18 protein-coding genes and 1 other RNA gene are annotated in these 22,817 nt (G+C 65.8%); 7 read left to right on the top strand and 12 right to left on the bottom strand.

Annotated elements, in window-relative coordinates:
* Positions 1-40: 40 nt before the first annotated feature.
* From QFZ83_RS09680 to dnaX, 5 genes are all read right to left on the bottom strand, one after another.
* Positions 41-1,075 carry an ABC transporter substrate-binding protein gene (locus QFZ83_RS09680; RefSeq protein ID WP_307505462.1) on the bottom strand — a complete coding sequence of 345 codons (1,035 nt, stop codon included), beginning with the start codon at positions 1,073-1,075 and terminating at the stop codon, positions 41-43.
* Between the two features lie 147 nt (positions 1,076-1,222).
* The gene (locus QFZ83_RS09675; RefSeq protein ID WP_306878279.1) at positions 1,223-1,615 is read right to left on the bottom strand and encodes an MAPEG family protein; all 393 of its coding nucleotides are present in this window, start codon (positions 1,613-1,615) and stop codon (positions 1,223-1,225) included.
* A gap of 3 nt (positions 1,616-1,618) precedes the next feature.
* Positions 1,619-2,209 carry a recombination mediator RecR gene (gene recR, locus QFZ83_RS09670; RefSeq protein ID WP_013540938.1) on the bottom strand — a complete coding sequence of 197 codons (591 nt, stop codon included), beginning with the start codon at positions 2,207-2,209 and terminating at the stop codon, positions 1,619-1,621.
* Positions 2,210-2,216: 7 nt separating this feature from the next.
* Entirely contained in the window at positions 2,217-2,549 is a 333-nt protein-coding gene (locus QFZ83_RS09665) for a YbaB/EbfC family nucleoid-associated protein (RefSeq protein ID WP_007836669.1), read from the bottom strand.
* 66 nt (positions 2,550-2,615) lie between these two features.
* Positions 2,616-4,493 (bottom strand): DNA polymerase III subunit gamma/tau, encoded by a 1,878-nt coding sequence (dnaX, locus tag QFZ83_RS09660; RefSeq protein WP_307505453.1) that lies wholly within the window; start codon positions 4,491-4,493, stop codon positions 2,616-2,618.
* A gap of 120 nt (positions 4,494-4,613) precedes the next feature.
* Here dnaX and ffs point away from each other — a divergent pair.
* Together ffs and QFZ83_RS09650 are read left to right on the top strand one after the other, a co-directional pair.
* Positions 4,614-4,710, top strand: an RNA gene (ffs, locus tag QFZ83_RS09655) — signal recognition particle sRNA small type.
* A 315-nt stretch (positions 4,711-5,025) separates the two neighbouring features.
* Entirely contained in the window at positions 5,026-6,135 is a 1,110-nt protein-coding gene (locus QFZ83_RS09650) for a type I restriction endonuclease (RefSeq protein WP_307505449.1), read from the top strand.
* 99 nt (positions 6,136-6,234) lie between these two features.
* Here the strand turns inward: QFZ83_RS09650 and QFZ83_RS09645 are convergent, their stop codons facing one another.
* Genes QFZ83_RS09645 through QFZ83_RS09635 form a run of 3 tightly spaced genes read right to left on the bottom strand, consistent with a single transcriptional unit; the run spans position 6,235 to position 13,282 of the window.
* On the bottom strand, positions 6,235-7,473 hold the full coding sequence (locus QFZ83_RS09645) for a TIGR03862 family flavoprotein (protein WP_307505446.1): 1,239 nt from the start codon (positions 7,471-7,473) through the stop codon (positions 6,235-6,237).
* Positions 7,470-10,730 (bottom strand): exodeoxyribonuclease V subunit beta, encoded by a 3,261-nt coding sequence (locus QFZ83_RS09640; RefSeq protein ID WP_307505443.1) that lies wholly within the window; start codon positions 10,728-10,730, stop codon positions 7,470-7,472. The genes QFZ83_RS09645 and QFZ83_RS09640 overlap by 4 nt, the downstream gene beginning before the upstream one ends.
* Entirely contained in the window at positions 10,727-13,282 is a 2,556-nt protein-coding gene (locus tag QFZ83_RS09635; RefSeq protein ID WP_307505440.1) for a PD-(D/E)XK nuclease family protein, read from the bottom strand. Before QFZ83_RS09635 ends, QFZ83_RS09640 begins: the two co-directional genes overlap by 4 nt.
* 157 nt (positions 13,283-13,439) lie before the next feature.
* On the opposite strand from QFZ83_RS09635, the gene trxA reads away from it, so the two are divergent.
* Both trxA and rho read left to right on the top strand, forming a co-directional pair.
* Complete coding sequence (trxA, locus tag QFZ83_RS09630) at positions 13,440-13,772, top strand: thioredoxin TrxA (protein WP_013540933.1); 333 nt, start codon at positions 13,440-13,442, stop codon at positions 13,770-13,772.
* 183 nt (positions 13,773-13,955) lie between these two features.
* On the top strand, positions 13,956-15,221 hold the full coding sequence (gene rho, locus QFZ83_RS09625) for a transcription termination factor Rho (RefSeq protein ID WP_013540932.1): 1,266 nt from the start codon (positions 13,956-13,958) through the stop codon (positions 15,219-15,221).
* 57 nt (positions 15,222-15,278) lie between these two features.
* Here rho and QFZ83_RS09620 read toward each other — a convergent pair whose 3' ends face one another.
* Complete coding sequence (locus QFZ83_RS09620) at positions 15,279-16,346, bottom strand: oxidoreductase (protein ID WP_307505437.1); 1,068 nt, start codon at positions 16,344-16,346, stop codon at positions 15,279-15,281.
* A 193-nt stretch (positions 16,347-16,539) separates the two neighbouring features.
* Here QFZ83_RS09620 and QFZ83_RS09615 point away from each other — a divergent pair, with 193 nt between their 5' ends.
* The 3 genes from QFZ83_RS09615 to QFZ83_RS09605 all read left to right on the top strand — a co-directional run bounded on the left by QFZ83_RS09615 (position 16,540) and on the right by QFZ83_RS09605 (position 19,977).
* Positions 16,540-16,809 carry a type B 50S ribosomal protein L31 gene (locus QFZ83_RS09615; protein ID WP_007836661.1) on the top strand — a complete coding sequence of 90 codons (270 nt, stop codon included), beginning with the start codon at positions 16,540-16,542 and terminating at the stop codon, positions 16,807-16,809.
* Between the two features lie 93 nt (positions 16,810-16,902).
* Entirely contained in the window at positions 16,903-18,630 is a 1,728-nt protein-coding gene (locus tag QFZ83_RS09610) for a hypothetical protein (RefSeq protein WP_307505433.1), read from the top strand.
* A gap of 3 nt (positions 18,631-18,633) precedes the next feature.
* Complete coding sequence (locus QFZ83_RS09605; RefSeq protein WP_307505431.1) at positions 18,634-19,977, top strand: MATE family efflux transporter; 1,344 nt, start codon at positions 18,634-18,636, stop codon at positions 19,975-19,977.
* A 25-nt stretch (positions 19,978-20,002) separates the two neighbouring features.
* Here QFZ83_RS09605 and phoR read toward each other — a convergent pair whose 3' ends face one another.
* From phoR to phoU, 3 genes are read right to left on the bottom strand one after another with little or no spacing between them, the layout of a single operon-like run.
* Positions 20,003-21,340 (bottom strand): phosphate regulon sensor histidine kinase PhoR, encoded by a 1,338-nt coding sequence (phoR, locus tag QFZ83_RS09600; RefSeq protein ID WP_307505427.1) that lies wholly within the window; start codon positions 21,338-21,340, stop codon positions 20,003-20,005.
* A gap of 44 nt (positions 21,341-21,384) precedes the next feature.
* Positions 21,385-22,059: a phosphate regulon transcriptional regulator PhoB gene (gene phoB, locus QFZ83_RS09595; protein WP_307512670.1), complete on the bottom strand. Its 675-nt coding sequence runs from the start codon at positions 22,057-22,059 to the stop codon at positions 21,385-21,387.
* Positions 22,060-22,104: 45 nt separating this feature from the next.
* Positions 22,105-22,806 carry a phosphate signaling complex protein PhoU gene (phoU, locus tag QFZ83_RS09590; RefSeq protein WP_280807891.1) on the bottom strand — a complete coding sequence of 234 codons (702 nt, stop codon included), beginning with the start codon at positions 22,804-22,806 and terminating at the stop codon, positions 22,105-22,107.
* Between the last annotated feature and the right edge of the window lie 11 nt (positions 22,807-22,817).

The raw sequence follows: 22,817 nt of genomic DNA, 5'->3' as shown, positions 1-22,817 counted from the left end.
AAAAAACCCGGCCAAGGCCGGGTCGCGGGGACGTTCGGAGTCAGGCTTTGAACCTGTCCTTCGCGCGCCTAGCAAAATCGTTGGTGTAGGTCTTGATGAGGTCGATCTTGTCAGCCTTCACCGCAGTGTCGAAGCTCGCGATGGCCGTGAGGGCCGTCTTCGGTCCGTCGGCCGGCACGAGGCCATCGGTGGCGATCGATTCGCGCACCTTGTCGAAAGACGCGAGGTACAGCGCCCGGTCGCCGAGCAAATAGGTCTCGGGCACCGTCTTGATGATGTCGCCCGGCCCCGCCGTCTGCAGCCACTTCAGGCCATGAACGATGGCATTGGCCAGCGCCTGGCAGGTGTTGGGGTTCTTCTGGATGAAATCGATCGGCGCGTAGAGGCAGGCCGCGGGCATCGGCCCGCCGAACACCTGCTGCGTGCCCTTGAGCGTGCGGGTGTCGCTGATGATCTTCACGTCGCCCTTCTGCTCGAGCATCGTCATCACCGGGTCGGTGTTGCTGATGGCGTCGATCTGGCCCGAGCGCAGCGCGGTGAGCGCACCGGCCGCGACGCCCACGCCGATGTAGCTCACGTCGCTCGCCTTGAGGCCGCCGCGCGAGAGCACGAGGTTGGCCACCATGTTGGTCGACGAGCCCGGCGCGGAAACGCCGATCTTCTTCCCCTTGAGATCCTGGATGCCGGTGTAGCCCGCCATGTTCTTGGTCGACACGCCCACGGCGATCTGCGGTGCGCGGCCCTGCAGCACGAAGGCCTGGAAGAACTGGTTCTTGGCCTGCAGATTGATGGTGTGTTCGTAGGCGCCCGAGCAGACATCGGCCGAGCCGCCCACCACCGCCTGCAGCGCACGCGCGCCGCCGGCGAAATCGGAAATCTCCACCTCGAGCCCTTCGGCCTTGAAGTAGCCGAGCTGCTCGGAGATGGTGAGGGGCAGGTAGTAGAACGCGGCCTTGCCGCCGACCGCGATGGAGACCTTGGTCTTTTCCAGCTTGGCTTGCGCAAAAACCCGCGGCAGCGCAATCGCTGCGGCGGCGACGGCGGAGGCGGAAATGAGGGTTCTGCGATGCAGCATGAAGCGGTCCTGCGGGCTCATTGATTCTTGTGAAGTGAATCGAGCTTAGGGGTGCGCGCCCGTTGCCTGCATCGGGGTCATCCCGTGCGGGTTTCCACGTAAGCATGAAGGCCTCCCAAGGCCTTCACCCCGCCTCTGCCAAATAGCTTATTTGGCGAGAAAAAGAATCGCGACGTTGACCAGAAACGCGAGCGCCCAGACCGCGCTGCGCACACCGCCGATGCCCTTGATGTAGATCGCAAGGTAGATCACGCGCAAGACGACATAGGCCGCGGCCAGCATGTCCAGCCGCGCCTGGTTGGCGCCGAGCTGGTGCGCAATGATCACTGCGCCGATGAAGAACGGCAGCCCTTCGAAGGTGTTGGCCTGCGCACTGTTGGCGCGTGCACGCCAGCCGCTTTGCTTCGCGGCCCATTCGCGCGGATGCACGTTGTCGCGCGGGCCGAAGGCGCCGGCCTTCGCGATCCATGCCGCGAGGTACGGCAGGCCGCAGGCGCAAAACACGCACCAGTAGGCGATGGTGAGCAGGGAAAGGGTCATGCGCTATCGACGGTCGACCAATGCGTGCGCGATGGTGCCGAGGTCCACGTACTCGAGCTCGCTGCCGGCCGGCACGCCGCGCGCAAGACGCGTCACTGTGAGGCCGCGCTGCTTGAGCGCTTCCCCGATCACATGCGCGGTCGCCTCGCCCTCGGCGGTGAAGTTGGTGGCGAGGATGACTTCGCTCACCGTGCCGTCGAGTGCGCGGTCGAACAGCTTCTGCAGGCCGATGTCCTTCGGCCCGATGCCGTCTAGCGGACTGAGCTTGCCCATCAGCACGAAGTAATAGCCGCGGAAGGCGCCGGTGCGCTCCAGCGCGGCTTGGTCGGCAGGCGTCTCGACCACGCAGAGCTTGGTCCCATCGCGGCGCGAGTCCATGCACACGCTGCAGATCGGCGCTTCCGTGAAGGTGTTGCAGAGCTCGCAGTGCCGCACGTTGCCCGCCGCCTGCTGCAAGGCGCGCGACAGCAACTGGGCACCGTCGCGGTCGTGCTGCAGCAAATGAAACGCCATGCGCGAAGCCGACTTCACGCCGACGCCGGGCAGGCGGCGCAGCGCATCGACCAAGGCGTCGAGCGAACTGGCGTCGGCCATCAATCGCTCAGAACGGCAGCTTCATGCCAGGCGGGAGGCCCGGCATGCCCGCGGTGAGCTTGCCCATCTTCTGCTCGCTGGTTTCCTCGGCCTTGCGCACTGCTGCGTTGAAGGCGGCGGCCACCAGGTCTTCGAGCATGTCCTTGTCGTCGGCCAGGAGGCTCGGGTCGATGGTGATGCGCTTGACGTCGTGCTTGCAGGTCATGACGACCTTCACGAGACCGGCGCCCGATTCGCCTTCGACCTCGATGTGCGCCAGTTCTTCCTGGGCCTTCTTGAGGTTGTCCTGCATTGCCTGCGCCTGCTTCATGAGGCCGGCCAGTTGTCCTTTGTTGAACATCGTTGGTCCTGTGTGTGTGGTGAGGAAAAGGGGTGAAGGATAAGAGACGCGGCTGCGGTGCCGAGGTCAGGCCGGCCGCAGCGTTCCGGGGACGATCTTCGCATCGAAGTCGCGCATCAGCATCTGCACCTCGGGGTCGCTGTGGATGGCTTCCTCGGCCACGCGCTGGCGCTCCTCGGCCGCATGCCGGTTGCGTCGCGCGGGGCTGTCGACCACGCCGCCGATCTCGATGGCGAGCTTGATGTCGTGGCCGAGCGCGTTGAGGGCTGCGGTCAGCTTCTCGCGACTGGACGGCTGGTTGAGCGTTTCGCGCTCGATGCGCAGGATCCACTGGTCGGTGTCGCGACCCACGAGCTGCGATTGCAATGCGAGTTCGCGCGCGAGAGCCGTGATGCTTTCGGCCGCGACCAACTGGGTGACCGTGGCGTACCAGAAGTCGCCGTCCTCGCTGGGCGGGATCGGCGCAGCCGGGCCGCGTTGCTCGTCGGTGCGCGGCGCATCGCGCTGGCCGGGAGGCGGCTGCACTCGGATCGGCATGCCGACGACCTTGGCGGGGGCGTCCGAAGAGGAAGGCCTGTGATCCGAGGACCGCATGGGTTCGTCGACAACGGCCAGGCGATGACCGGCGGGGACCGATGCCGGCGCATTCGATGCTGCAGCGGAAGCCGGCACAGGCGGCGTGGGCGCTGTCGGAGGCGGTGATTCGGCCGGTGGCCTGGCCACCGGCGCCGGGGCAGGCGAAGGCGCAGCGACCGGGGCCGGCGCCCTTTGCGCCGCGCCCTGCGCTTCATTCAGAGTTTTTTTTTCCGGGGTAGCCGTCGAAGCGGCCGCGTTGGAAGGTTTGAATGCCAGCAGCCGCAGCAGCACCATCGTCAGCGCGGCGTACTCGTCGGGCGCCAGGCCCAGCTCGCCACGGCCGTGCAGGCAGAGGCTGTAGAGCAGTTGCGTTTCGTCGGCCGGCATCAGCGATGCAAGGCGGGCGGTGTCGGCGGCGTCGGGGTCGGTGGCCGAATCGGCGGACTCCGCCCGCGAAGGCACCGCCTGCAGCACGGCCATGGCCTGCAGCACCGACGTCATTTCTTCGAGCGTGGAAGCGGCGGACATGCCATCGCGGCGCAGCGCCTCGGAGGTGTCGACCACCGTCTTGCCATCGCCCTGTGCGAGCGCCTCGATCAGCTTGAACACATGGCCGCGGTCCACGCTGCCGAGCATCTGGCGCACGCCGGTCTCGATCAGCTCGCCGTTGCCGAAAGCAATGGCTTGGTCGGTGAGCGAGAGCGCATCGCGCATCGAGCCGCGTGCTGCGCGCGCCAGGAGGCGCAGCGCCTGCGGCTCGGCCGGCACCTGCTCGGTCTGCAGCACGCTCGTGAGGTGTTCGAGGATCGTCTCGGGCGCCATCGGCCGCAGGTTGAACTGCAGGCATCGCGAAAGCACCGTGACCGGCACCTTCTGCGGATCGGTGGTCGCGAGCACGAACTTGAGATATTCGGGCGGCTCTTCGAGGGTCTTCAGCATCGCGTTGAACGCGGTGTTGGTGAGCATGTGCACTTCGTCGATCATGAAGACCTTGAAGCGCCCTTGCACCGGCTTGTAGACCGCCTGCTCGAGCAGCGATTGCACTTCGTCGACGCCGCGATTGGAGGCCGCATCGAGCTCGGTGTAGTCGACGAAGCGGCCCGAATCGATGTCGCGGCAGGCCTGGCATACGCCGCACGGCGTGGCGGTGATGCCGCCCTGCCCGTCCGGCCCCTGGCAGTTGAGCGACTTGGCCAGGATGCGCGAGACCGTGGTCTTGCCCACGCCCCGCGTGCCGGTAAAAAGATAGGCGTGATGCAGGCGCTGCGTGGTCAGTGCGTTCTCGAGCGCCTGCACCACATGCCCCTGGCCGACCATCTCACCGAAGGTTTTCGGACGGAACTTGCGAGCGAGCACGAGATAAGACATTGCGGGCATTCTAAAAGGCGCGGAGAGGCGACTTCACGCTTGTTTCCCGACCGGCGCGCTCGAAATTTTCATTCACGCCTCGTCGAAGGGGGCAAATCCCGCGAGGTTAGAATCCAGCCTGACGGGCCTCCCTGCATGGTGAAGTGGCCAACCGGGTCAGGTGGGGAACCAAGCAGCCCTAACTGCGTAGTCAGTGCCAGGGGTAAGGCTCGTCAACTTCTTCAGCCGCTCGTTCACTCCATGCGAAGTGAACGTAGCTCGCAAAACTCTAAGTGAAATCCCTCGGGTGCGAAGCCTTCCACAGACCTCGCTTCTGGAATGTGCTGTGGTTGTGCCGCGCCTCAACACTAAGCACTGCGTCTAGAACTATTGGAGCGCAAGCCCCTCTGGCGGGTTGCTCGCTAATTCTCGGCATTCATCACGGGACTTACGAGTATTCGCGTAAGTACAACTTGCGGCTGCTACCTCTCTTCCTCAGAATGCTTTGGCCAGCGTATTAACACCCGGCGTCCAAAATAAACGAGGAGTACAGATGGATTTCATTGATCAAGTTAGATCACTAGCCTCTCGCGTTGCAATCGCCAAAGATCTGCTTCAGACCGAGGAGGCTACAAAAAATGCAATGGTGATGCCATTCATCCAACTCCTTGGCTACAACGTGTTCGACCCCCTGGAAGTCACGCCCGAGTTAATCGCCGATGTGGGGACCAAAAAGGGGGAGAAAGTGGACTATGCCATCTTGAAGGACGGCAAACCCATCATGCTCTTTGAGTGCAAAAAGAGCGGCGGAGATCTGAACATTAACCATGCGAGTCAACTGTTCAGATATTTTCATGTCACTGAGGCCAGATTCGGCGTCCTCACAAACGGTCTGATGTATCGGTTTTTCACTGACCTTGAGAAACCGAACAAGATGGACGAGAAGCCATTCTTTGAGTTCAATATTCTTGATTTTCGCGATCAAGACGTTGAAGAACTCAAGAAGTTCGCCAAGACTGCTTTCGACCTTGAGAACATCCTAGTCACTGCGAACCATCTGAAATACACGCGTGCGATACAAAACACGCTGGCTGGCTGGATGACAAATCCGCCTGAGGATTTTGTTCGGCTCGTATCAGCAGAATTCTTGGCGGGCAAACACTTCAAAAATGCCGTGAAAGATCAGTTCACTCTAATCACCAAGCATGCCTTTCAGCAGCTTGTAGGTGACAAGATCAACGAGCGCTTGAAAGGCGCGATGACACCTGAGCCTGCGCTTTCACCCGAAGTGACTGTCTCTACTGATACGCCAATCTCGGTGGGCGAAGCCTTCGTTCCTTCGGCTATCGAATTGGAAGCCTTCCAAGTCATTCGCGCAATCGTTCGGCCCATCGTCAAACCAGCTATGGTTTCCATACGCGACGCAGCCAGCTACTGCGCGATCTTGTTCGATGACAACAACAGGAAGCCCATTTGCCGACTGAGGTTCAACAACGAGAACAAGTTGGTAATCGGTTTGTTCGACGACAAGAAAGATGAAGAGCGCATTGCCATTGCGAGCGTCGATGATATTTTTGATTTTGCCGATCGGCTCAAAGCATGCGTCACGGCGTACTTGAAACCATCCTCGGCAAAAGATCTTATCGAGCCACTCGCCAGTTAAGAGGCCTCAACTGTTAAGCGGTGGCCTTTGGAGCGTTGACTCTCTGAAGCAAACATCGGAAGGTCTCGCTTCACTAGAAACTTCATTGACACGAGGACCCTACAGACTCAGTTGCCGAGCTGCACCGCGCGCCGCAGCCGCACCACTGGCCATCGATGCGGTCAGCAGATAGCCGCCGGTCGGCGCTTCCCAATCGAGCATCTCTCCCGCCACGAACACGCCCGGCAATGCGCTCGTCATGAGTTGCGCATCGAGCGCGTCGAAACGTACGCCACCCGCGGTGCTGATCGCCTCATCGATCGGTCGCGTCGCGACGAGCTTCAACGGCACCGCCTTGATCGTCGCCGCCAGTTGCACCGGATCCTGCATCGCCTCGCGGCTCAGCGCCTCGTGCAGCACACCGGCCTTTATGCCTTCGAGCCCAAGCCTGCTCTTCAAGTGGCTGCTGAGCGAGCGGGCGCCGCGCGGATGCTTCACAGCCGCCAGCACCTGCTCGGCACTCCGGTCTGGCAACAGGTCCAGCAACAACGTGGCGCTGCCCTGCGAAGCGATCTCGTCGCGCAGCAAGGCCGACGCCGCATAGATCAGGCTGCCCTCGATACCCGTCGCCGTCGCAACGAACTCACCCTTGCGCGCAAAGCTGCGCCCCTGGCTGTCGGCAAATGAAATCGCCACCGACTTGAAAGGCTGCCCCGCAAAGCGGCTGGAAAAATGCTCGCTCCACCCTGCCCCGTCGAAGCCGCAATTGGCAGGCAGCAGCGGTGCGACATCGATGCCGCGCCCTTGCAGCCACGGCGCCCACGCACCGTCGGACCCCAGCCGCGCCCAGCTCGCACCGCCGAGCGCCAACACTACGGCATCTGCCTTCACCGAGATCTCGCCAGCCGGCGTGGCGAACCGCAGCGCGGCCGCATCGAACGCCGCATCGCCAAGCCAGCGATGTCGCATATGAAACTGCACACCCGCTGCGCGCAACCGATGCAGCCACGCGCGCAGCAGCGGCGCAGCCTTCATGTCCGTCGGAAACACGCGCCCTGATGTGCCCACGAAAGTCTCGATGCCGAGGCCGGTCGCCCATTCGCGCACTTGCTGCGGGCCGAATTGCGCCAGCATCGGCTCGAGTTGCGCGCGGCCTTCGCCGAACCGGCTCATGAACACATCGAAGGGTTCCGAATGCGTGAGGTTCAGCCCGCCGCGGCCGGCCAGCAGGAATTTGCGGCCCACCGAGGGCATCGCGTCGTAGACGTGCACTTGCGCGCCGGACGCGCCGAGGACTTCAGCCGCCATCAGGCCGGCAGGTCCGCCGCCGATCACGGCGACGGTTGGGGAAAGGGTCATTCGAGATTTACCAGTTCGCCCTGCCCGGTGAGGAACGCGACGCGGACCGTGGCACCAGGGTAGGCATGTTGCACGGCCGCGCGGTAGCGCTGCATCTGTGCGATCAACGTCGCGTCCCGTTCGGGGCGCGCTGCGGATTTGTAGTCGAGGATCCACCAGGCACCGGTCTCGCGCTCTCGCACCAGCCGGTCGATGCGCAGGGTCTCGCCTTCGTGGACCAGCGTGACTTCGTTGCCATGCCAATCGACCCTGCGATCGTCCCACACCCAGGCACCCGCCCCCGCGCGGATGCGTTCGGCCAGCGTCGCGGCGCCGCGTGCCTGTTGCGGATCGAGCATGAATTCGCGGGCCGCGGCGCGCACGTGGGCCGAGGGCAGCGTCTCGCCCGGCACCGCCCATTCGAGCAGCCGGTGCATGGCCTGGCCGAAGGCGGCGGCGCGCGCGTCGACCGTGGCGTCGGCGGCTTTCTTGGCGGAAGGCTGATCGACGGCGGCAGGCGTCGGAGGCATCTGCTTCATCGAGAAACTGGGCACACCGGTCTCAACGGGCAATGCAACCAGCGGCTCATCTGCCTCGGTCGGCTCGCAGGCCGACTCCAGCCGAGCCCACCAGCTGCCCTCGTTGGCACGCGCCGGCTTCACCGACGACAGCACCAGCCGCTCACGCGCCCGCGTGGTCGCGACGTAGAGGCCGTTGAGCTCTTCGCGATGGCGCGCGCGCTGTTCTTCTTCGAGCAGCGAAGCGGCGCAGGCCGGCGGTGTCTTCTCGCTTGCGAGGAACACGAAGCGCGTCGGCGCGCTGTCGCTGCCCTTCCACTCGACCAGTACGCCCATGGTTTGGGCGCGGGGCGGTGCGGCATCGCAGTCGAGCATCAGCACGGTGTCGGCTTCCAGGCCCTTGGCGCCGTGCACGGTCAGCAGTTGGACCGCATCGGGCGCGGCGACGGACGGCGCACGCACGCCGCCCGCACGCAGCGCGCGCACCAGTGCATACGGCGTGGCGAAGCGCGCGCCTTCGATCTCGAGCGATGCGGACATCAGACCGCGCAGGTTGGCCAGCGCGCTCTGGCGCATCGCGGCGGGCACGGCGGCGCCGAACTTCGCAAGCACGTCGCCGTCGTGAAAGATGGCGTCGATGGCATCGTGGGGCGGCAGGGTCACGAGCCAGCGCTGCCATTTCTTCAGACTGACACCCGCCTCGACCAACACCGGCGGCAAACCCTCGCCCTTCTGGATCAACGCGAACCAGCTTGATGACGAATGTTCGCGCTGCCGCAACGCCAGTTGCACCAGCACCTCGTCGTCGATGTTGAAGAGCGGCGACTTCAACGCCCGCGCCAGCGAGAGATCGTGGGTGGGCGACACGAGTGCATCGATCAGCGCGACCATGTCCTGCACCTCGGGAGCATCGTGCAGCTCGTTTTTCTCGGGTTGCTGCACGGGGATGTGGCGCTGGCGCAGCGCGTCCTGCATCGCGGACAGCCGATTGCGCCGGCGCGCCAGCACCATGATCTGCCTCGGCGGTATGCCGTCGGCGATGCGCTGCGCTACCCAACGTGCGGCCTGCTCGCATTCCTTCTGCAGCAATTGTTCTTCATGCAGCACGCGCGGCGTGACGAGGCTGTCGCGCCAGTGCAGCATGCCGTCGTCTGCGGGTGCGGCTTCCACCGCGTCGCCGAGCGCATCGCGGTCGATGGCCGGCAGCTTGAGAAGCTCGCCCTCGTCGCCACGCTCGGTGGTGTGGGCGCGATAGCCGTCGAATTCGCCCGCATCCTGCGCGGCGAGCATGGCCTGGTTGACCAGCCCGACCACCGCACGTGCGTTGCGGTGCGTGTGGTCGCAATTGAGCAGCTCGCCATCGAGCCCTTCGCGCACGAACTTCTTGGCGGCGATGAACACCTGCGGCTCGGCGCGGCGGAAGCGGTAGATGCTCTGCTTCGGGTCGCCCACGATGAACACGCGCGGCGCGCTGCTGCCCGCGCCCGTGTAGGAACTGAGCCAGCCGTAGAGTGCCTGCCACTGCAGCGGATTGGTGTCCTGGAACTCGTCGATCAAGAGGTGCGCGATGCGTGCGTCGAGCCGTTCCTGCACCCAGCCCGACAGCGCCGACTGGCCGAGCAGCAACTGCGCGGCCTGCTCGACGTCGTTCATGTCGACCCAGCCGTGGGCGCGCTTGACGTCCGCGAAAGCGGCGATGAGAAGGCGCGTAAGACGTGTCATGCGCTGCTGGTAGAGCCATGCCGCGTGCTGGGCCTGCGCGGCGCACAGCACCTGGAGCTCGGCTTCAGCCTCCTGCGCGGCGGGGAATTTCTGCAGGTTCTTGGTGAGCCTGTCTTCGCTGGCGACGAAGAAGTTCTTTCTCAGGTGCGCGAGCGCTGCGGAGAGCGATTCGACTGCGGGCTCGCCGACGCCGAACACGTCGATGATGGCCTCGGCCGCCTTCTGCGGCGTCTTGTTGGTCTCGCGGCCGAGTGCGGCGGCGCGGTCGAGCCAACGGCGGCGGACCGAGTCGCCGCGCAGGGCCTGGGTCGGCTCGTCCAGCCCTTCGAGCGCCGGGTACATGGCGCTGAAGTGCTGGACGGCGTTTTCAGCATCGGCCAGCGAGAACTCGACGCGCTTGGTCAGCGCTTCGCCCAGCGCCTTTGCCGTCTGCGAGCGGCCGTGCGTCGCGACGACGGCGTAGTAGTCGGCGAGTGCATGCTTGTCGGCCGTGACCGCTTCGAAGAACGGCCGCCAGGTGTGGCCGCGCGCCTCGGCATCGTCTTCGAGCAGTTCGTAGTTCGATGGCAGGCCCAATTCGCGCAGCACCGCGAGCGGCGCATTGCGCAGCAGGCCCGCGAACCAGGCGTGGAAGGTGCGGAACTGCACCGGTCGGCCACCTTCGAGCAGGCGCCTGTAGAGGCCCTTCAATCGCGGCACGGCAGCCAGTGCGGCAGCAGGTTCGACCCCGCGCATCACGAGCTGCTTCACGAGTTCTTCGGGGCTTTCTTCTGCGAACTGCTCAAGCCATTGGTCGAGACGCTCGCGCATCTCGCCGGCCGCCTTCTTGGTGAAAGTGATCGCGAGGATTTCATGCGGCTCGCAGGCGGAGTCGCCCTCCTCGAGGAGCGCGCGCAGGATGCGCGACACGAGCATCCACGTCTTGCCCGCGCCCGCGCAGGCTTCCACGGCCACCGATCGGCGCGGATCGCAGGCGACGGTATAGAAGGCTTCGCGCGTGACGTGCCGGCCGTTGTGTTCGTAGGCTGCGCCGTTCACTTCGACACCTCCCAGAAGTCCTTGCGGCACAGGCCGCGCGCCGCGCAATAGTCGCAAACGGCGCCCTCGCCCAGCGGGGGCAACGCCGCGCCCTCGGCGATGCGCGTGAAGTCGCTCATGATGCCGGCCACCAATGCGTCTCTCGCCTCGACCACCGCCGGTTGCTCGACGGTCTGAGTGCCGGACGATTTCTCGCCCACGTTGACGTAGGCCGCACGCAAGGTGTCGTCAGCCACCAGCGCTGCGTAGAAGGCGAGCTGCGTGTCCTCGGTCGGGTCCTTCACTCGCTCCTTGGTAACGCTCGCGGACTCGGTCTTGTAGTCGATCACGAAGGCCTGTCCATCGGACGTGCGGTCGACTCGATCGAGGCGGCCGACCAGACGCAGGTCACCCAGTGGCTGCTCCTTCCAGGGTTCGGATTCGACAAACATCGCGCCACCCGCTTCATGCCCTGTGAGCCATTCGAGATAGCCGTCGCGCACCGCAGGCCATGCCGCGGCGAAAGGAAGGAACTCGGCATCGGAGAGGCCGTACTCGCGCGTGGCGCGCTGCGCGGCTTCTTCGATAAATGCCACGCGCTCCTGCGCATCCTGCGTCGGGCTTTCGATCAGCGACTCGTGGAAATGGCCGAGCACGGCGTGCAGCCAGTTGCCGAAGTCGCGCTTGTCGACCTCCACGTCGAGCTCGTCGGCGCTGCGCAGCCCCAACTGCCGCAGCGCGAAGAAGCGATAGGGGCAGCGGCGCAGGTCTTCGTAGACGCTGGTCGAAATGTTCTGCAGCGGTAGCAGCGCGCCCGAAGGCGTGGGAACGGCGGTCGGCTGCACGGTTACGTCGCGCGCAGGACGCGGATCGACGGTGGGCTGCAGCACATGGTCGAGCTGCAGCGCCTGCACCAACGGGCTCGGTCGGACCGGTTCGCCGCTCGCGTCGGATTGGCGCCAGACCAGTTCGCACCAGGGGTTGTGCAAGGCCGCGGTCCAGGCCGAGCGCTGCGCGGCTTCGAGGGTCTCGCGCGAAGGCAGGCCCAGTTCGAGGCGCTGGGCTGCGCTCCAATTGCCGGGCGGCTCGGGCGATGCGGGCAACCGGCGATCGTCGCACCCAGGAATGACCACGGCGCCGAATACGCGGCCGAGCAGTTGATAGAGCGGCAGCACGATCACCCGGGGCGCGTGGTCGCCGGTGGGCGGCACGAAGCTCGCGTCTTCGAGCACGTCGCGCACCCAGGCGGTGAATTCGGCGAGCGTGTGACGGCCGCCGGGGAATTCGTCGGCATCGCCGTGCGAATCGGCATCGAGCCACAGCGCGGCGATGACTTTCCCGCCTGCCATGTCGTCGGCCAGAGGCGTCCATTGCCCGCTGCCTTCGAGCAGTTCGCGCAACGCGCGCAGCCATTCGGCCACGGGCCTGGACTTCATCATCGATGCGCGGCGCGCCTCGATGGCTTCGGTGTAGGGCAGCAACGCCACGTCGTTCGGCTTCTCACTACGGGCCACGAGGCTGCACCAGGCTGACCAGTCGCGCAGGCCTTCGCGTCGCAGGCGTGCTTCGAGCGCCTGCACGGCCAGCGCATCACCATCGGCACCGCTCTTGAGCCATTCCAGAACTTGATCGCTCGCCGCGTCGTGGGCACAGGCGCGCAGCGCGCTCATCAACGTGGCGGCAGCGCGGGTGGTCGAGAGCTTCCAGCCGGTTTCGTCGTGCGTGACGATGCCCTGCGCCTTGAGCTGTGCGCTGATGCGGCGCGTGAGCGCGCGGTCAGTGGCGATCAGCGCGACCGGCGCGCGGCCCTCGGCGAGGTGACGCAGCACGCAGGCGGCGGCGAGCTCGGCTTCATCCTCCGGGTCTGCCGCCACATGGGAAGCTGCGGGAGCCACGGGAGTGTTCGCGGGCACGAGCGAGAGGTGCAGCGCGTGATCGCCCCACAGGGCGCAGAGGGTCTGGGTGAGTGGATCGGTCTGGAAGCCTTCGAGCACGATCAATGCATCGACCTGGTTGCGCGTGCTTTCTCGCAGGAGCACGTCCGTTGCGTAGCCCGAGGTCGCGGCCCAGGCGACGGCGATGCGGATCAGCGCATTTTCGATGCGGAACCACTCCGACTCGCTGCCCGCCTCGGCCACATGCGCGGCACGCTGCGCCCATTCGCCTACGCGGGCGTCCGGCAACGACGCCGATGCGAGGGGCGCGAGCTGGTAGGCCAGCTCGACGACGCGGCCTGCCAATGCGAAGCGCTCGTTGTTGAACCCCGCTTGCGACAGCAGCGCCTGGGCCGTGATGAGGTCACGCGCCATGTCGAACGCGATGTCGTAGCCCGTCGGCAGGAAGCCGCCCGCGCTGCGCGCCCAGTTGTGCGTGGTCTCGAAGCGCGGCACGAAGCCCGCGCTGCCGCAACGCGCCCACATGCCGCGCGCCACGCCCATCAATTGCGCATAAGGCACCAGCACCACGGTGCGCGCCGCATGCAGCTCGCGCTCGGCGAGCGCGCGGACGATCCGCGCGACGACGCCCTCGGCGGGGTCGCACCACAAGGCGTGGACGGGGTGGCCTTCGTTCATGTTCTATCGAGGGGTTTGAGAGCGCGTTGTCGTGATCTGCAAGGGCTTTGGCTATCACTGCCATAGCGGCTGCGCATGGCACGTCACCCCTTGGTTTCTGTCACAATGACCAGCACTTTAGCTGCACCGAAACTCTCTGCGCACAAGGACACATCACATGGCCAGCGACCTGATCAAACACATCTCCGATTCCTCCTTCGAAGCCGACGTGCTCAAGTCCAGCCAGCCGGTGCTGGTCGACTACTGGGCCGAATGGTGCGGCCCTTGCAAGATGATCGCCCCGATTCTTGACGAAGTGTCGGCCACCTACGAAGGCAAACTGCAGATCGCCAAGCTGAACGTGGACGAGAACCGCGACATCCCCGCCAAGTTCGGCATTCGCGGCATCCCCACGCTCATGCTGTTCAAGGACGGCCAACTGGCCGCCACCAAGGTCGGCGCCATGAGCAAGGCGCAACTCACCGCCTTCATCGACCAGCAACTCGCATAAGCGACATTCGATCCGGCCAGCGCGCAATGCGCTTGGCCGGCGCGTTTTTCCTGTCATAATCTCCCACAGATCACCGGCCCTTCCAGGCAACCGGTTCGAGTTCCCCGGTTAGTGCAGCAGTTCTCGCTACACATTCAACCTCCCCCCGTTTTCCGTTTCGATTACCCCGCGAGGGGTCATTCCATGCACTTAAACGAACTCAAGGCACTCCACGTGTCTGAAGTCCTCAAGCAGGCCGAAGCCCTTGAGATTGAAAACGTCGGCCGCATGCGCAAGCAGGAGCTGATGTTCGCGATCATCAAGAAGCGCGCAAAGGCCGGCGAACAGGTCTTCGCCGACGGTGTGCTCGAAATCCTGCCCGACGGCTTCGGCTTCCTGCGCAGCCCCGACACCAGCTTCACCGCCAGCACCGACGACATCTACATCTCGCCCAGCCAGGTGCGCCGCTTCAACCTGCACACCGGCGACATGATCGAAGGTGAAGTGCGCACGCCCAAGGATGGCGAGCGCTACTTCGCGCTGACCAAGCTGGACAAGGTCAACGACGGCCCGCCCGAGCAGAACAAGCACAAGGTGATGTTCGAGAATCTCACGCCGCTGTTCCCCAAGGAGCAGATGAAGCTGGAACGCGATGGCGTCAAGGGCGAAGAGAACATCACCGGCCGCATCATCGACATCATCGCCCCCATCGGCAAAGGCCAGCGCGCCCTGCTGGTGGCGCCGCCCAAGAGCGGCAAGACGGTGATGATGCAGCACATCGCCCACGCGATCAGCGCCAACTACCCCGACGTGCACATGATGGTGCTGCTCGTGGACGAGCGCCCTGAAGAAGTGACCGAAATGCAGCGCACGGTGAAGGGCGAAGTCATTGCTTCGACCTTCGACGAACCCGCTGCGCGCCACGTGCACGTTGCCGAAATGGTGATCGAGCGCGCCAAGCGCCTGGTCGAACTCAAGAAGGACGTGGTGATCCTGCTGGACTCGATCACGCGTCTGGCCCGCGCCTACAACAACGTCGTGCCCTCGTCGGGCAAGGTGCTGACCGGCGGCGTCGACTCCAACGCACTGCAGCGTCCCAAGCGCTTCCTGGGCGCCGCGCGCAACGTCGAAGAAGGCGGCTCGCTCACCATCATCGGCACCGCGCTGATCGATACCGGCAGCCGCATGGACGAAGTGATCTTCGAAGAGTTCAAGGGCACCGGTAACTCCGAAATCCACCTCGACCGCCGCCTGTACGAAAAGCGCGTGTTCCCCTCGATCCAACTCAACCGCAGCGGCACGCGCCGCGAAGAATTGCTGTTGGCCCCCGAGATCCTTCAGAAGACCCGCATCCTGCGTCAGCTCATGTACAACATGGACGAGATCGAGTCGATGGAGCTGATGCTCAAGAACATGAAGGCGACGAAGACCAATGTCGAGTTCTTCGACATGATGCGTCGCGGCGGCTGAGCACCATCCCGCTCCTCCGCAAAAGCGCGTTGACCCTCACCGGTCAACGCGCTTTTTTCATGGGCGTTCGATGCGGATGGCGCGACCTTCGGCTGCGCTCTGGCGACCGACGTCGAGGAGTTCCATCAGCGCGACCGCCTGCTCCGGCGGGACCGGGTTCGGACCCGTGCCAAGGATCGCGTCGCGGACCGCCGCGTAGTAGCCGACGTAGTTGCCTGCCAGCGTGGGCACGGCGCGAAAGCGCGGTGCCCCGTCGCTACCAATCAGCGTGAGTTCGCCATCGAGCGGATCGGCGCCCCACCCTTCGGCTGGCGGTCGCTGTCCGGCGCGCAGCGCATCCTCTTGCGGATCAACGCCGTGTTTCACGTAACTGCCGCGCGTGCCGTGCACGACGTAGCGTGGCGCGGCATGGGCCGCGAGTGTCGTGGCGTGCAGCACCACGCGCAAGGGTGCATGTGGGCCGCTCTCGTAGCGCAACACGGCGTGGAAATAGTCTTCGACCAGCGCTCCATCGCGGAGGACGGCCGTGTCGAGTTGCAGCGTATCGGGCCGTCCGAACAACTGGACGGCTTGATCCACCAAATGCGAGCCCAAGTCCACCCACAGGCCTGAACCCGGCACCGGCTGCTCTCGCCAGCGCTCGCGAACCTCGGGCCGGAAGCGGTCGAAATGCGATTCAAGGTACACCGGCCGCCCCAACTCGCCGCTTGCCAGAAGCTCCTTCAACGTCAGGTAATCGGCGTCGTAACGCCGGTTCTGATAGACCGCCAGGACGCGATTGTTGCGTCGAGCCAACAATTCGAGCTCTCTCGCCTCGGCCACATCGAGCGTGAAAGGCTTGTCCACCACGACGTGCTTGCCGGCCTCCAGCGCAGCCTTTGCAACCGGATGGTGCTGGGCATTGGGCGTGGCGACCACGACCAGGTCGATGTCCGCGCGGGCCACGAGCGCCGCCACGTCCGGCACCACGGCCACGCCGGGCCAGTCCGCGTGGACCTTGTGCGGCTGCGAGCTCGCCACCGCCGCCAGTTCGAGCCCCGGAACGGCCGAAAGCACGGGCGCATGGAAGGTCTGGCCGGCGAAACCGTAGCCGACGAGGCCGGCGCGCAACGCTGTGGAAGTCATCTGTGGGCCACTTTTCGCTCAAAACGGCCAGTATGCGATAATCGCCGGCTCCGCGAAAAGTGCAGCCGGGCGTCCTGCCCAGCGATCCCCTCACCCCCGGGACAGCCGCCGACCCAGTCCATTTCGACAGTCGACGCGCTTGTGGCTCTCGCATCGACCGCGCATTGATTCCAACAGCGCAAAAGGAAACACCATGGCAAAAGAAGGCATCCACCCGAATTACCGCGAAATCCTGTTCGTCGACATGTCGAACGGTTTCAAGTTCGTGACCCGTTCGTGCGCGAACACCAAGGAAATGGGCAAGACCGACGACGGTCGCGAGCTCCCCCTGTTCAAGCTGGACACCACCAGCGAATCGCACCCGTTCTACACCGGCACGCAGAAGTCGGTCGACAACATGGGCGGTCGCGTCGAGAAGTTCCGCAACCGTTTCGGCAAGACCACCGGCGCTGCTTCGAAGTAAAGCACGCGCTTTGGCGTCGAGGGCAGCCCGGTTTACCGCGCTGCCCTTTTTCATTCCGAATCTTCTTTCGCCCTTTTCTCCGCTTTCCGCCCTTTGAACCAGCCCACCCCCGCGATCGTTGCCCAGAATGCCGTGCGCCGGCTGCCGCGCATCGCGCTGCTGCTGTTGTGCGCGGCCTACCTGCTGCCGGGCCTGGTTGGGCGCGGACCGTGGAAGAGTGCCGACATCACCGCCTTCGGCTACATGGCCGAACTGGCCCGGGGCACCGAAGGCATCGCGCGCTGGTTCGATCCCCTCTTGCTGGGCATGCAGCCCGAGACGCCCGCACTGGTCCCCTACTGGATCGGCGCCATCGCGATCAAGCTCGCCCCCGCGTGGCTGAACCCCGACCTTGCCGTGCGATTCGTCTTCGCGCTGATGCTCTGGGGCACCTTCACCGCCACCTGGTACGCCGTCTATTACCTTGCCCGCACGGCCCGCGCCCAGCCCGTGGCGTTCGCCTTCGGCGGCGAGGCGCGTCCGACCGACTACGCGCGCGCCATCGCTGACGGCGGCCTGCTGGCGCTGATTGCCTGCCTGGGCCTCGCCCAGCTCGGGCACGAGACCACGCCCGCCCTCGCGCAGCTGTACTTCGCCTCGCACCTGTTCTACGGCGTGGCCGCGCTGCCGTACCGCCGCGCCGGCCCGGTGATCGCACTGGTGGTCGGCACGCTCGGCATGACGTTGAGCGGCGCTCCCACCATTGGCCTCGCGCTCGCCGTCGGCAGCGCGCTCTACATCGCCTATGAGCGGCACCTCGTCGCAAAAGCCGGAGCGGACGTGAGCTCCGACGATGGCCCCGGCTACACCCGCGGCGCCCTCTTCACGATGATCGGCGTCACGCTGCTGGCAGCGGCGCTGGTGTTCGGCCTCGGCCTGTCGCAATGGAAGATCACGCTGGACGGCAACTCGATCGGCAGCGAAATCCGCAGCCAGGCCAAGCTCCTGCTCTGGTTCACCTGGCCGGTCTGGCCGCTCGCTATCTGGACGCTCTGGCGCTGGCGCCGCCAGCTCACGGCGCGCCATGTCGCGCTGCCGTTCTGGTTCGCGCTCGTGCCGCTGGCCGCCACCTGGACCACCGACTACTCCGACCGCTCGCTGCTGCTCGCCCTGCCCGCCTTCGCCACGCTGGCGGCCTTCGCGCTGCCGACCTTCCGGCGCAGCGCCGCGGCGCTGATCGACTGGTTCAACGTGCTCTTCTTCAGTGGCCTCGCGGTGCTGGGCTGGCTCTACTGGATCGCCATGCTGACGGGCGTGCCACGCAAGCCCGCGGCCAGCGTTGCGCGGCTGGTGCCGGGCTTCGTGGCCGAGTTCTCGCCGATCGCATTCGTGCTCGCACTGGCTGCGACCATCGCGTGGTGCTGGCTGGTGCGCTGGCGCACCGGGCGCCACCGCGCCGCGCTCTGGAAGACGCTGGTGCTGCCGGCCGGCGGCACCGCGCTCTGCTGGATGCTGCTGATGACGCTCTGGCTGCCCCCCATCGACTACGCGCGCAGCTACCTGCCGCAGGTGCGTGCCGTCGCCGAGCGCGTGGGCCAGCCCAGTTGCATCGCCGAACTGGCGCTCAGCCGGCCGCACATCGCGGCGCTGCGCCACCACGGCAACTTCAACCTGCAGCCCCTGCTGCTGGGCACCGACTGCCCCTGGCTGGTGGTGAGCCCCGACACGATCGAGCGGCTGCACACCATCATTCCGCTCGAGAAGTGGCGCTTCAGCGGCACCCTGCGCCGCCCCAGCAGTGCCTCGGACGACCTGCTGCTCTATCAAAAGATCGTGCCCTAAGAAGTGACGGGCGAACGGGGATTGATCGCACGCCACGCCGGCACGGTGCTGGTCGGGCAACTGGCCGTGATGGCTTTCGGCGTGACCGACACCATCATCGCGGGCCGCTATTCGGAGCACGCGCTGGCGGCGCTCTCGGTCGGCGCGGCCATCTTCGTGAGCGTGTACGTCTCGCTGATGGGCGTGCTGCAGGCGCTGCTGCCGGTGTGGGCCGAACTGCACGGCGCGGGCCGCAGCGGCGAGGTCGGCCGCTCGGTGCGGCAGTCGCTCTACCTGGCCGGCATCGCCATCGCGGTGGGCATGGTGGCGCTGCTGCTGCCCGGCGGCGCCCTGCGCTGGACCCAGGTGCCGGCGGAGATGCGCGGCGAGGTCGAGGCTTACCTCGCGGTGCTCGCCTTCGCGCTGGCGCCGTCCCTCCTCTTTCGTCTCTTCAGCACGCTGAACCAGAGCCTGGGCAAGCCGCAGCTTGTGACCTGGCTGCAACTGGCGTCGCTGGTGGTGAAGCTGCCGCTGTCGATCTGGTTCACCTTCGGCGGCGCCGGCCTGCCTGCGATGGGCCTTGTCGGCTGCGCCTGGGCCACGCTGTGCGTGAACTGGGCCATGCTCGGCTGCGCGGTCTGGCTGCTGCGCAGCAGCGCCTTCTATCGCGGCTATGCGCTCTGGGAACGCATCGAGCCGCCCGACTGGCTGCAGATCCGCCAGTTCGCGCGCCTCGGCGTTCCCGGCGGCTTGGCAGTGCTGGTGGAAGTGACCTCGTTCACGCTGATGGCGCTGTTCATCGCGCGCCTGGGCACCGCTGCGGCGGCTGCGCACCAGATCGCCTCGAACCTGCTCGCAGTGGCTTACATGATGCCGCTCTCGCTCGCCATCGCGACCAGCGCGCGCGTGAGCTTCTGGCTCGGCGCCGGCGATGCAGCGAAGGCGCGGCACGCCTGCCGCCTCGGCTTCGAGCTCGCCATGCTGTGCGCCCTCGTCTACGCCGGAGCGATGGTCGCCTTGCGCCACGAGCTTGCCAATGTGTATTCGGACAACCCGGAAGTGATCGCGCTGGCCGCCTTGCTGCTGCCGGTCGTCGCGGTCTATCACCTCGCCGATGCCCTGCAGACGCTGTGCGTGTTCGTGCTGCGCTGCTACCGCGTGACGCTGGCGCCGCTGGTCATCTACTGCGCGATGCTCTGGGGCTTGGGCCTCGGCGGCAGCTACCTGCTGGCCTACCGCGGCCTCGGGCCATGGCCGGCGATGCAATCGCCGCTGGCGTTCTGGATCATGAGCGCCGGCGCGTTGGTGCTCACGGGCCTGCTGTTCAGCGCGCTGCTGCGCTGGACGATGCAGAAGCGAGCCGGCTGAAGAACAAACAACGCCGGCCCGAAGCTCACTTCGCCAGCACGCGCGCCTCGCGCACCCGCGTGGCCGGAAACACCAGCGCAAACCGGCTCCCCTTGCCCACCGTGCTCTCGATGCGCAATTCGGCGCCGTGCCGCTGTGCGATGTGCTTGACGATCGCGAGGCCGAGCCCCGTGCCGCCGGTCTCGCGCGAACGGCTGCGGTCGATGCGGTAGAAGCGCTCGGTGAGCCGCGGAATGTGCTCGGCGGCAATGCCGGGGCCGGTGTCCTTCACCGCGTACTCGCCGCGCCCGTCGGTCAGCACCCGCCAGCTCACCGCCACTTCGCCGCCGCCGGGCGTGTAGCGGATCGCGTTGCTCAGCAGATTCGACATCGCGCTCTGCAATTCGGTCGGCGCGCCCGATATCTCGGACTCGGCATCGATGGTGAACGAGAGCCGATGGCCCAGCGGCGCAAGCCGGCCCGACAGGCCGCGCCCCTCGTCCTCGCACTGCGCCAGCAGGGCGCGGATGCGAATCCACTGATTGCCCGAAGGCGATGCGCTGCCCTCCAGGCGCGACAGCGTCAAGAGGTCGTTCACCAGCGTTTCCATGCGGTGCGATTGCTGGCCCATCAGCGAGAGATAACGCATGCGCTCATCGGCATCGAGCGGCAGGTTCTGCAGCGTCTCGACAAAGCCCGCCAGCACCGTGAGCGGCGTGCGGATCTCGTGCGACACATTCGCCACGAAATCGCGCCGCATCGCCTCGGCCTGCTCCAGCGCCGTGATGTCGCGCGTGAGCAGCATGCGGCGGTTGCCCGCGTAGGGATGCACTTGCACCGATAGCCGCACCGGATGGCTGCGCTGGTGCGTGTGGCCCGGGCCGGAAGCGTCGATGACGACGTCGCGGCTGTAGTTCCACGACGCCAGGTAGGCCACGAAGGCCGGATCGCGCACGAGATTGGCAAGGTGCTGCAGCAGGTCGCGCTCGGCATCGATGCCGAACTGCCCGGCCGCCGTCTGATTGCACCATTCGATGCGGCCCTGCTCGTCGAGCAGGATCACGCCGTTGGGAGACGCCTGGATGGCCGCCAGAAACTCCTGCAGCCGGTCTTCGGCCTGGCGGGTCTGCTGCTCGCGGTCGCGCAGCAGCTTGCGGATGCGCTCGGCCAGTTCGCCCCAGACACCGGGTCCGCGGGTCGGCAAACCCGTGGCGTCGTTGCGCAGCACCTGCAGCAGCCGTTCGGCGCGCCAGGCATCGAGCGCGAGCCACAGCACCGCCCCCAGCCAGGCGCCCAGCCACCCGAACTTCCAGCCAAAAATGCCGATAGCGCCCGCTCCTATTACAAGGGACGCTATTAAAAAAGTAGCAATTCGGAAAGGCATGGCGGGCGATTATCCGCGCCCGCGGCCGAGGGACGCCACGGTGTTCAAACCGTGACTTGGGCGGTCAGGCGGTAGCCTGCTCCCCGGACGGTTTCGACCATCGGCGCGGCGGCACCCAGCGATTCGCGCAGCCGCTTGACGTGCACGTCGACCGTGCGTTCCTCGATGTAGACGTGGTCGCCCCACACCTTGTCGAGCAGTTGCGCGCGGCTGTGGACGCGTTCGGCGTGCTGCATCAGGTAGGCCAGCAGCTTGAACTCGGTCGGGCCGACCTTGAGCGCTCCGCCCTGCCAGGTCACGCGGTGCGTAGAGGTGTCGAGCGCCAGCTCGCCGATTTCCACGCGCTCGGTCACCACTTCAGGGGCGCGGCGGCGCAGCACCGCGCGGATGCGGGCCAGCATTTCCTGCGTCGAGAAGGGCTTCGTGATGTAGTCGTCGGCGCCGGCATCCAGGCCCGCGACCTTGTCGGGCTCGTCGCCGCGCGCGGTCAGCATCAGGATCGGGATGGCCTTGGTGCGCGGATCCTTGCGCCACTGGCGGGCAAGCTGCAGGCCGCTCTGGCCCGGCAGCATCCAGTCGAGCAGGATCAGGTCGGGCAGGAAGGCGTCGATTTCGCGCTGGGCTGCGGCACCGTCTTCCGACCAGATCGGCTCGAAGCCGTTGTGGCGCAGGTTGACGGCGATCAGCTCGGCGATCGAGGACTCGTCTTCGACGATCAGGACTCTGGGTTTCTCTCATGCTTTATGGGAGTCTTGGCGCCGAGGTCACTGCAGCGCAGACTCGATTTCCTGCATCGAAGTGTGCCGCACATCGGCACCCTTGACGATGTAGATGATGAATTCGGCAATGTTCTTGGCGTGGTCGCCGATGCGCTCGATGGCCTTGGCCAGGAACAGCAGGTCCAGGCTGGCCGAGATGGTGCGGGGGTCTTCCATCATGTAGGTGACCAGCTTGCGGACGAACCCGTCGAACTCCTTGTCGATCAGGTCGTCGTCCTTCAGGATCGACAGCGCCGCAGCCGTGTCCAGGCGCGCGAAGGCGTCCAGCGCGGTGCGGAGCAGCCCCGAGGCCAGGTCGGCCGCGATGCGCAGCTCGGTCGTGGGCAACTGGCGGGCCGAACCGCTCTCGATGATCGACTTGACCATGCGCGCGATCTTGTTGGCCTCGTCGCCCACGCGCTCCAGGTTGGCCGTGGTCTTGCTGATGGCGATCAAGAGGCGCAGGTCGCGTGCCGTCGGCTGGCGGCGCGCAATGATCGACGAGAGCTCGCGGTCGATGTCGATTTCCATCGCATTGACGCGGTGCTCGGTTTCCATCACGCGGTCGGCCGCTTCGGGGTCGAACTGCAGCAGCGCATACACCGCCGTATGGATCTGCGACTCGACCATGCCGCCGAGCTCCATCACGCGCGACGAGACGCCGTTGAGTTCGCTGTCGAACTGGCTGGAAAGATGTTTCTCGCTCATGGTTTTGTCTC

Source organism: Variovorax sp. W1I1 (genome assembly GCF_030815625.1).
GTDB classification, from domain to species: domain Bacteria; phylum Pseudomonadota; class Gammaproteobacteria; order Burkholderiales; family Burkholderiaceae_C; genus Variovorax; species Variovorax paradoxus_C.
This window is presented reverse-complemented; position numbering and strand designations above follow the sequence as displayed.